Source organism: Actinoplanes sp. NPDC023801 (genome assembly GCF_040639655.1).
In the GTDB taxonomy this organism is placed as follows: Bacteria; Actinomycetota; Actinomycetes; order Mycobacteriales; family Micromonosporaceae; genus Actinoplanes.
The window spans coordinates 1-9170 of the sequence record NZ_JBFAAI010000066.1 but is presented as its reverse complement, the minus strand read 5'-3'; the positions used below and the strand labels follow the sequence as shown (position 1 = coordinate 9170).

At 70.5% G+C, this 9170-nt stretch carries 8 protein-coding genes; 4 read left to right on the top strand and 4 right to left on the bottom strand.

Going from position 1 to position 9170, the window contains the following annotated elements:
• The first annotated feature begins 241 nt into the window (after window positions 1-241).
• From AB0G04_RS43945 to AB0G04_RS43930, 4 genes are all read left to right on the top strand, one after another.
• Complete coding sequence (locus tag AB0G04_RS43945) at window positions 242-2680, top strand: glycosyl transferase (RefSeq protein ID WP_360996637.1); 2439 nt, start codon at window positions 242-244, stop codon at window positions 2678-2680.
• Between the two features lie 144 nt (window positions 2681-2824).
• Window positions 2825-3541, top strand: a complete 717-nt coding sequence (locus AB0G04_RS43940) for a hypothetical protein (protein ID WP_360996634.1) — start codon at window positions 2825-2827, stop codon at window positions 3539-3541.
• 58 nt (window positions 3542-3599) lie between these two features.
• Window positions 3600-4331 carry a sulfite exporter TauE/SafE family protein gene (locus AB0G04_RS43935; protein ID WP_360996631.1) on the top strand — a complete coding sequence of 244 codons (732 nt, stop codon included), beginning with the start codon at window positions 3600-3602 and terminating at the stop codon, window positions 4329-4331.
• Between the two features lie 112 nt (window positions 4332-4443).
• A complete protein-coding gene (locus AB0G04_RS43930; RefSeq protein WP_360996628.1) occupies window positions 4444-6018 on the top strand; it encodes a GGDEF domain-containing protein in 1575 nt (524 codons plus the stop codon).
• Here the strand turns inward: AB0G04_RS43930 and AB0G04_RS43925 are convergent.
• The 4 genes from AB0G04_RS43925 to AB0G04_RS43910 all read right to left on the bottom strand — a co-directional run bounded on the left by AB0G04_RS43925 (window position 5905) and on the right by AB0G04_RS43910 (window position 9030).
• Window positions 5905-6861: a TIGR03885 family FMN-dependent LLM class oxidoreductase gene (locus AB0G04_RS43925; RefSeq protein ID WP_360996625.1), complete on the bottom strand. Its 957-nt coding sequence runs from the start codon at window positions 6859-6861 to the stop codon at window positions 5905-5907. The two genes, AB0G04_RS43930 and AB0G04_RS43925, sit on opposite strands and share 114 nt — an antisense overlap.
• Before the next feature lie 18 nt (window positions 6862-6879).
• Window positions 6880-8040: a monooxygenase gene (locus AB0G04_RS43920; protein ID WP_360996623.1), complete on the bottom strand. Its 1161-nt coding sequence runs from the start codon at window positions 8038-8040 to the stop codon at window positions 6880-6882.
• Window positions 8041-8153: 113 nt separating this feature from the next.
• Window positions 8154-8690, bottom strand: coding sequence for a hypothetical protein (locus AB0G04_RS43915; RefSeq protein WP_360996620.1), 537 nt, complete (start codon window positions 8688-8690; stop codon window positions 8154-8156).
• A gap of 1 nt (window position 8691) precedes the next feature.
• On the bottom strand, window positions 8692-9030 hold the full coding sequence (locus AB0G04_RS43910; RefSeq protein WP_239166449.1) for a PadR family transcriptional regulator: 339 nt from the start codon (window positions 9028-9030) through the stop codon (window positions 8692-8694).
• Between the last annotated feature and the right edge of the window lie 140 nt (window positions 9031-9170).

Here is a 9170-nt window from a genome sequence, read left to right as displayed (position 1 = left end):
AACCCCCGTGGCCCCTAATAAACCCCTTGCACCCCTAAAACCCACCCCCCACGGGGCCCCCCCCGGCTTCTCGGGGGGCCCCCCAGCCGGGTTCTTGGGGTGGCGGGGAATCCGAAGGCTCAGGGTTGGTCACAGGAAGGTGTCGAAGCGGTAAAATAACCGCCCATGGGAGCGCTCCCAAATGCTCCCATGCCGTTCCGCGATCAGCCGGGCGGCTCCGACTGCGACGGGGGAGGACCTGTTGCGCTACGGGCATTTCGACGATGAGCAGCGCGAGTACGTCATCGATCGGCCGGACACGCCACTGCCGTGGATCAACTACCTCGGTACGGACGCCTATTTCGGGATCGTGTCCAACACGGCGGGTGGCTACTCGTTCTACCGTGACGCCCGTCTGCGGCGGCTCACCCGTTACCGGTACAACAACGCGCCGCTCGACGTGGGCGGCCGGTACGTCTACGTCCGCGACGACGGCACCGGCGACTACTGGTCGCCGTCCTGGCAGCCGACCCCGGAACGGGAACTCGACGACTACGAGTGCCGGCACGGGCTGTCGTACACCAAGATCGGCTCCTCCCGGAAGGGTATCCGGGCCGAGACCCTCTACTTCGCGCCGCTCGGCGAGACCCTCGAGGTCTGGCGGGTGCGTGTCACCAACGAGCGGGACGAGAACGCGGAACTCTCGCTCTTCTCGTCGATCGAGTTCTGTCTCTGGGACGCGCAGGACGACGCGACCAACTACCAGCGCAACTTCAGCACCGGCCAGGTCGAGGTCGTCGACGGGGTGATCTACCACAAGACGGAGTACCGCGAGCGCCGCGACCACTTCGCCTACTTCGCCTGCTCGGAGCCGCTCGCCGGGTTCGACACCTCCCGGGACGCGTTCCTCGGCGCCTACCGCGGCTGGGACCGCCCGGCCGTCGTCGAGTCCGGTTCCTCGGGCAACTCGGTCGCGCATGGCTGGCAGCCGATGGGCAGCCATCACGTGCGGCTCGCCCTGGCGCCGGGCGAGACCCGCGAGGTCGTGTTCGTCCTCGGCTACGCCGAGAATCCGAAGGACGACAAGTTCGATCCGCCCGGATCGCAGACCATCAACAAGACCCGGGTCAAGCCGGTCATCTCCCGGTGGCTGCGGCCCGAGGTCGTCGAGCAGGGGTACGCCGACCTCCGCGCCTACTGGGACGGGCTGCTCGGCATCCTGCAGGTGTCGACGCCGGACGGTGACACCGACCGGATGGTCAACGTGTGGAACGCCTACCAGTGCCTGGTCACTTTCAACATGAGCCGATCCACTTCGATGTACGAGTCGGGCATCGGCCGGGGCATGGGCTTCCGCGACTCCAACCAGGACCTGCTCGGTTTCGTGCACATGATCCCGGAGCGGGCGCGCGAACGGATCCTGGACATCGCCGCCACGCAGAAGGAGGACGGCGGTGCCTACCACCAGTACCAGCCACTGACCAAGCGCGGGAACAACGACATCGGCAGCGGCTTCAACGACGACCCGTTGTGGCTGATCCTCGGCGTCGCCGCGTACCTGAAGGAGACCGGCGACCACACGTTCCTCGACGAGCCGGTGCCGTTCGACAACGCGCCCGGCAGTGAGGTCCCGCTCTACGAGCACCTGCGCCGGTCGTTGCGCTACACCCTGGACCGGCTCGGTCCGCACGGCCTGCCACTGATCGGCCGCGCCGACTGGAACGACTGCCTCAACCTGAACTGCTTCTCCGACACCCCGGGCGAGCCGTTCCAGACCACCGAGAACGCCACCGGCGGGGTCGCCGAGTCGGTTTTCATCGCCGGGTTGTTCGTGCTTGCGGCCAAGGAACTGGCGGAGATCGCCGCGCTGCGGGGGCAGGAGGGCGAGGGAGTCGTCTACCGGGCGGCCGCCGAGAAGATGGCCGGCACGATCACCGAGCACGGCTGGGACGGTTCCTGGTTCCGCCGGGCGTACGACTTCCACGGCAACGTGATCGGCTCGGGCGAGAACGACGAGGGACAGATCTTCATCGAACCGCAGGGCATCTGCGTCCTCGGCGGCGTCGGGCTGGAGGACGGGCTGGCCGTGAAGGCGCTGGACAGCGTGGCCGACCGGCTCGCCACCCCGCACGGGATCGTGCTGCAGCAGCCCGCCTACTCCAGCTACCGGATCGAGCTGGGCGAGATCTCGTCGTATCCGCCCGGGTACAAGGAGAACGCCGGCATCTTCTGCCACACCAACCCGTGGGTCATGATCGCCGAGGCGATGGTGGGCAACGGGGACCGGGCGTTCGACTACTACCAGCGGCTCAACCCGTCGGCCCGCGAGGACATCAGCGAGGTGCACCGCTGCGAGCCGTACGTCTACGCCCAGATGATCGCCGGCAAGGACGCGCCCACCCACGGCGAGGCCAAGAACTCCTGGTTGAGCGGCACCGCCGCCTGGAACTTCGTGGCGATCAGCCAGTGGATCCTGGGAATCCGTCCCGACTTCGGCGGCCTGCGGGTCGACCCGGTGCTGCCGTCCGGCTGGCCGGGGTTCTCCGCGACCCGTAGCTTCCGCGGTGCCACGTACGAGATCAGCGTGAGCGGCAGCGGCCGGATCACCCACCTGCTCGTCGACGGTGAACGCGTCGACGGCAACCTGGTCCCGCCGGCCGTCGCCGGTTCGGTGGTCCGCGTGGAGGCCGTCCTGGGCTGACGACCCGCGCCGAATCCGTAGCCGTTCGTTACCTTCGACGGCGGTGAAACGGCGTGCCGCGAGCCGGATGCGCACCGTACCGTGTGGAGGGTCGGACAGTGCCGTCGGCGGGTATGGAGGGGCACCCGGCTCGCGGAGGAACCAGTGAACGAGTGGACCAGATACGGCGCCAACAGCCCGATCCCGGCCCGGCTGCGCAGCCGCCGCCGCCCGGTGATCTGGCTGTTCGTCGGCGTGCTGTTGCTGGCGGGCGCGATCCGGCTGATCGGTGAGCACAAGCCCGGGGCCGCCGGCGTCCTCGGGCTCGCCGGCGGGGTGACGGTACTGCTCCAGACCGGCAAGCTGATCTCCCGGACCCGGACCCTGCGCGGGCGTCCGCGCCTGGCGGCCCGCCGCGGATGGACCTACCGCGCTGAGGACGCCGCGCTGCCCGCGTCGACCCGTCTCGAACAGTTCCTGCGGGACGCGCCGCCCGCGTTCGCGGTACTCACCGGGACCGAGAACGGCGTGGAGTTCGTCGTCTTCGACCAGACCCGGGACATCGGCGGCCACGACACCTTCTATCTGGCCAGGCTGTCCCGGCCGCTGCCGGTGGGCCGGGTGTCGATCGCGGACGGGCGGCTGGTCGACGGGGACATCGGCACGCCGGAGGTGGCGGCCCTGTTCACCCGGGAACTGCTGGGGCGGATCGAGGAGGCTCTGCCGGGCTGCGGTTACGTGGTCACCGGCGAGTGGGTCAACACCCCGGTCACCGCTCTGCTGAGCCCGCGGCCCCGGGAGATCGAGCAGCGGATCGACGCGATGACCCGGGTCGCCGCGCTGCTCTCCGACGCGGCCGGTGAGCTGGCCTCGGCGGGGTGACCGTTCCACCGGCGCCCGTGCGGGCGGTCACACCCGGGCCGCCTTCTAGGGTGGGCGGGTGAACATTCCGGCGGTCCTCGGCGCGGCCGGCATCATCACTCTGGCCGCACTGGCCCAGGCCACCACCGGGTTCGGGTTCTCTCTGCTCGCGGTGCCTCTGCTGAGCCTGACAGCCGGTCCGGTGGACGCGGTCGTCGGGTCGTCGGTCCTCGCCGTCCTCCTCAACGCGGTGGCCGTGACCCGCGACCACACCGAGGTCCGCTGGCGAACCGCCCGCACCGTCCTGCTCGCCGGGGTGGCCGGCCTGCCGTTCGGTCTGCTGGCGCTGATCCTCCTGCCGGCCCGCGTGCTGACCATGCTGATCGCCGTCTGCGTCCTGGGCGGCACCGTCGCGATCTGGCGCGGGCTGCGCATCCGGGCCGGGCGCACCGCGATGGCCACCGCCGGGTTCCTGTCGGGTGTCCTGACCACCGCGACCGGCGTCAACGGCCCGCCGATGGCCGCCGCCTTCACTGCCATGGGCCTGCCACCCCGCCAGTTCCGCGCCACCCTGGCCGCTGTCTTCGTCGTGGTCGGCCCGATCGGTGTCGCCGGGTTCGTGCTGGCCGGCCGTTTCACCACCGACTCACTGATCATCGCGGCGGCCGGCCTCCCGGCCGTCGCCGCGGGATGGTGGGCCGGTGACCGCCTGTTCGGCCGCCTCACCGACCCGGCCCGCTTCCGTACCGTGGTCCTGTGCGGCCTGACCGCCGCCTCGGTGACCACCCTGCTGCGTGCCGCATTCGCCTGACCGTACGAGAGCACGCCGGGCACCCGGTGCCTCCGGGCCGCGGCCGGCCGGGTCTGCCGCTGATGCCCCGTTAAACCTCAGGACTGCCTCGCCGCCGTCGATCACCACGACTGTGAGCCGGTCCGGGAAGATCCCGACCGGCCGGGACGTCTCGACGCCCCGGCCGGCGACAGCGCGCGCCGGCCGTACCGTGACGGCGGTCTTCACGCTGCTGGCCCTGATGTTCACCCTCGGCTATCTCGGTGGCGGCGTGCCGGCCCGGGCCGGGCTCATGCTGCTCTCCGGAATCCTCGCGGCGGTCGCGATCGTGGCGGGCATGCGATGGCAGCGGGTCACCGATCAGCGGCCCTGGATCCTCGTGATCATCGCGTTGTTGCTGCTCACCATAGGCAACGCGGGCTGGTTCGTGGCCGCGTTGCTGCGCGAGGACGGCATCCCGCCGGCTGTGCTGGTGGTTCCGCCGCAGCTCGGCGGTTACGTTTTCCTGCTGGCCGCGAGCCTGCTGATCGTGATCCGGCACGCCCCGCGCGACGCCGGAGGCACGATCGACGCCGCGGTATGGGGTATCGCCCTGGCCGCGCCGGTGTGGGAGTTCCTGTTCCGGCCGCATCTGCTGCGCCTCGGGATGGGTATCGCCGGGCAGTTCCTGGTGCTGACCCAGTTGCTGGTGCTGCTCGGCATCTGCGGTGCTCTGCTGCGGGTGGCCCGGGCCAGTGCCGCGAGCCGGGTCTGCCTGAACTACCTGTTCGTCTCGCTGGGCCTCACGATCCTCGGCACCGGCCTGGTCAACATCGGCCCGGCCACCGGTGCGGCCGGGTCGCTGCCGGCACTTTGTTTCGCCATCGGCTACCTGAGTCTGGGTGCGGCCGGCCTGCACCCGAGCGTCAAGCACCTCAGCGAACCCGCCACCCGACTCGGCGGTCCGGAGCCGAAGATGCGACTCGGCCTGCTCGGCGGGGCTCTGCTGCTCATCCCGCTCTGCGGCGGCCTCGCGCAGCTGCTGGGCCAGCCCGCCGACGGGCTGATGCTGACGGTCGCGCCGCTGCTCAGCATCCCGCTGGTGCTGGTCCGGATCAGCCGGCTCAAGCACGCCCTGCTGTATCAGGCCACCCACGACGAGCTGACCGGCCTGGTGAACCGGCGGCAGCTGTTCACCGCCATGCAGAAGGCGATCGCTGCCCACACCGGCGGCGCGCCCGGCGATCTGGCGCTGATCTACTGCGACCTCAACGGCTTCAAACCGATCAACGACGAGTACGGCCACGAGGCCGGCGACGCGATCCTGCGGGTCACCGCCGTCCGGATCAGCGAGGCGGTCCGGCCGGGGGACGTCGTCGCCCGGATCGGCGGCGACGAGTTCCTGATCTTCTGCACGGACGCCGACGAGGCGACGGTACGGACCATCAGCGACCGGGTGACGCGGTCGATCGCCGTGCCCGTCCCGTGGGGCGGGCAGGCCCTCCAGGTGACGGCCGCGGCCGGCACCGTCACCTGGACCGAGCGTCGCCTCGTCGCGCCGGACGAGCTGCTCGCGCGCGCCGACGAGCGGATGTACGCCGACAAACGCTCCCGGTCAGCGCAGCGCGGGCAGCACCTTCGCGCCGAACGTCTCGATGAACGGCATCAGGTCCTGGCCCACGTGGTGCAGGTAGATGCGGTCGAAGCCGAGAGCGGCATAGCGTCGTAGCCGCTCGACGTGCTCCTCCGGGTCGGCCGAGATGTTGACGACCTCCGCCACCTGCTCGACCGTCACGTTCTCGGAGACGACGTCGAACTCCTCGGCGGTCGCCAGGTCCCAGCAGACCGGCGGGGCGAAGATGTTGCTGCGCCACTGGTCGTGGGCGATCTCCTCGGCTTCCCGCTGGCTGGGTGCCCAGCTCAGGTGCACCTGCAGGCAGACCGGACCGCGGCCGCCGGCCCCGCGGTAGGCGTCGATCACCGCGCGCATCTGCTCCTCGGGGGCGTTGACGGTGGCCAGGCCGTCGGCCCACTCCGCGCACCAGCGGGCCGTCTCGACGCTGACCGCCGCGCCGATCAGCGGCGGCGTCACCTCGGGCCGGGTCCAGAGCCGGGCCCGGTCGACGGTGACCAGGCCGTCGCGGGACACCTGCTCGCCGGCCAGCAGATCACGGATGACGTCGACGGACTCACGCAGGCGGGCGTTGCGGACCTCCTTGCGCGGCCACTTGCCGCCGGTGATGTGTTCGTTGCTGAACTCGCCGGAGCCCATTGCCACCCACAACCGGTCCGGGAACATGTCGGCGAGGGTGCCGATGGCCTGCGCGATGATCGCCGGGTGGTAGCGCTGGCCGGGTGCGTTGACCACTCCGAAGCTCAGGTTGGTGGCCTGCATCGCGGCGCCCAGCCAGGACCAGGCGAAACCTGACTGGCCCTGGCGGGCGCTCCACGGTGAGAAATGGTCGGAGCACATGGCCGCGTCGAACCCGGCGCGCTCGGCCGCGATCATCGCGTCCAGGAGCACGCCGGGCCGGATCTGCTCGTGCGAAGCGTGGATGCCGTACTGCGTCATGACATCCAGCTTTACCCACTATTCAGGCGCGACGACCAGGATTCCGAGACACATCTCGTCGCTGGTGCCCTCGCCCCACACGACGTACCGCGGCGGCAGCTTCTGCAGCTGTGGCAGCTGCTTGCGCAGTGTCGCATCGTGGGTGCAGGTCACCCGTACGATGTCCCCCTTGGCGATTTTGACGGGTTTCGCCAGCGGGATCAGCGCCTGGTTGTCGAAGTTGTACTGGGGGACGTCCAGCAGGGTCTGCGCCTTCGGTGTTCCCGGGTTGAGCTCGACCTTGATCGCCCGGCCGAGCAGGTGCATGTGCCCCGCGGCCATGTGCACCGTGCCGCCCTGCTCCATCGGCTGGTCGCAGCTCTGCGTGTTGCCGGACTTCGGCGCGGCGCCACCGTTGCACCACTGGTTGAGCTGGTTGACCGTCTCCACCGACTCGGCGCCGAACCGCTTGCCGACGTCGGCGACAGCGGTCGCCCGGTCACAGAGGGGCCCGGTTCCGCCCGCCTCGCAGGGCAGCTCGATCGGGGCCATCACCAGGCCGGTCTCCAGCGGCTTGAGGTCGGGTGCGGCGGAGATGCGCATCTGCATGCCGGAGGCGTCCGAACCCGGGCCGCCGTCGCCGGCGCCGAGCAGGTTGTAGTGCACCTGCATGACCAGCTTGCTGCCGGGCGGCATCTTGAAGCCGTAGCCCGACGGCATCAGGGTCTCGCCGGCACCGGGTGCCCAGTGCGCCACCCAGGCGGTCTGACCCTGCACGCCGCTGTCGCCGAAGCAGGTCCACCCCTCGCCGGCGGCTTCGGCGTCCACCTTCTCGGCGGCCTTGGCCTGCTCGGGGTCGAGGCGGTAGAAGATCGCGTGATGCACGATGGCGGCGTTCTGCGGCAGGAACTGACTTCCGGTCAGGTAGGCCGCCTCGGTCAGTTTCGGGTCGACGAGGAAGCACCGGTACTCGTCGGTGCCGCCGTTCGGCGCTGCCGGGGTGTACGGCTGCGCGAGGCCCACCTCGACGAATCGCTCGCTCTGGCGCAGTGGGCTGGCCGGTGGTGCCGACCCGGTGCTGTGACCGGTGTGCGGGCTGCTCGGTGGCGGCGCCGAGACCGGAGCCGAATCGGTGCCGCACGCCGCCAGGAACAGGACGGCGGCGAGGGCGGCGGCGGTTGCTGGACGGGCGAACCTCATGCTGGCCTCCCCAAGGCCGGACAATGGACCGCCCTATCCTCCCAACTTCCGCCCACCGCGGCATATCAGTGGTAACCCGGACGAGGCCCTACGAAGGGATCTTCAGGGTGGAATCAGGGTCGTGAGGGCTGGACATCAGTGGGCTCCGGTGCGGGTACGGCCGGACCCACCTCGGACACCGCCGGTGCCGAGCCGCCGTCGCGGGACAGGGTGAGGGCTCCGGCGCAGAACGCGAGCAGTGCGAGAACGGCCACCACGCCGAGAATCACCCACAGTGTCATCCGCGACTGCGGGCGGTGCGGCGCAGGCGGGGCCTGCGGCGCGAACGGCCCGGACGGCGGGTACGGCGCGGCGGGCGGATAGGGAGCGGCGGGCGGATAGGGCGTGGGCGGCGGGTGGGGCGTGGCGGGCGGCACCCGGGGCAGGTCGGTCTGGGTGTCGGCGGCCGCCACGATGCTCTCCGGGTCGCCGAGACGGTCCAGGATCGTACGGACCTCGGCCTCCGTCTCCGCTTCCGACTCGGCCCGGGCGATCTCGATGTGCTCGCGCAGATCGCCGATCAGCTCCTCGCGGCGCCCGGCCGGCAGCCGGCCCGCGGCCCGCTCCACCCGTGCCAGGTAGGCGGCGACGAGTTCGTCGGTCTGGGTCATCTCAAAGCTCCGTTCCGAGGATGCGGTCGACGCCGCTGCGGAAGACGACCCACTCGGTGCGGAAGTGGGTGAGAGCCGCCTCGCCGTCCGGAGTGAGGGTGTAGTAGCGCCGGGGTGGACCGGCCGGGGCCTCGCGCCAGGTGGTCGCGATCCGGCCGTTGCGCCGCAGGCGGGAGAGCAGCGGATACATGGTGCCCTCGCTGGTGGTCATGCCGAGGCCGGTGCTGAGTTGCTGCACCAGCTCGACGCCGTAGAGCTCGCGCTTGTCGAGAAGCGCGAGCACGCAGTACTCGATGGTGCCGCGGCGCAGGGCCGTGGTCAGTGCCGCATCGTCGCTCACATCGACAAGGTACCTTGCGTCGCAAGGTATAGGCAACGGAGAAGGGGGGGGGGGCGGGGGGGCCCCCCGCGGCGGCGGGGAGCCGGATTGGGGGAGGACAACCGGGAACTAAAAGAAACCCAACACAAAAAAAGTGTTTG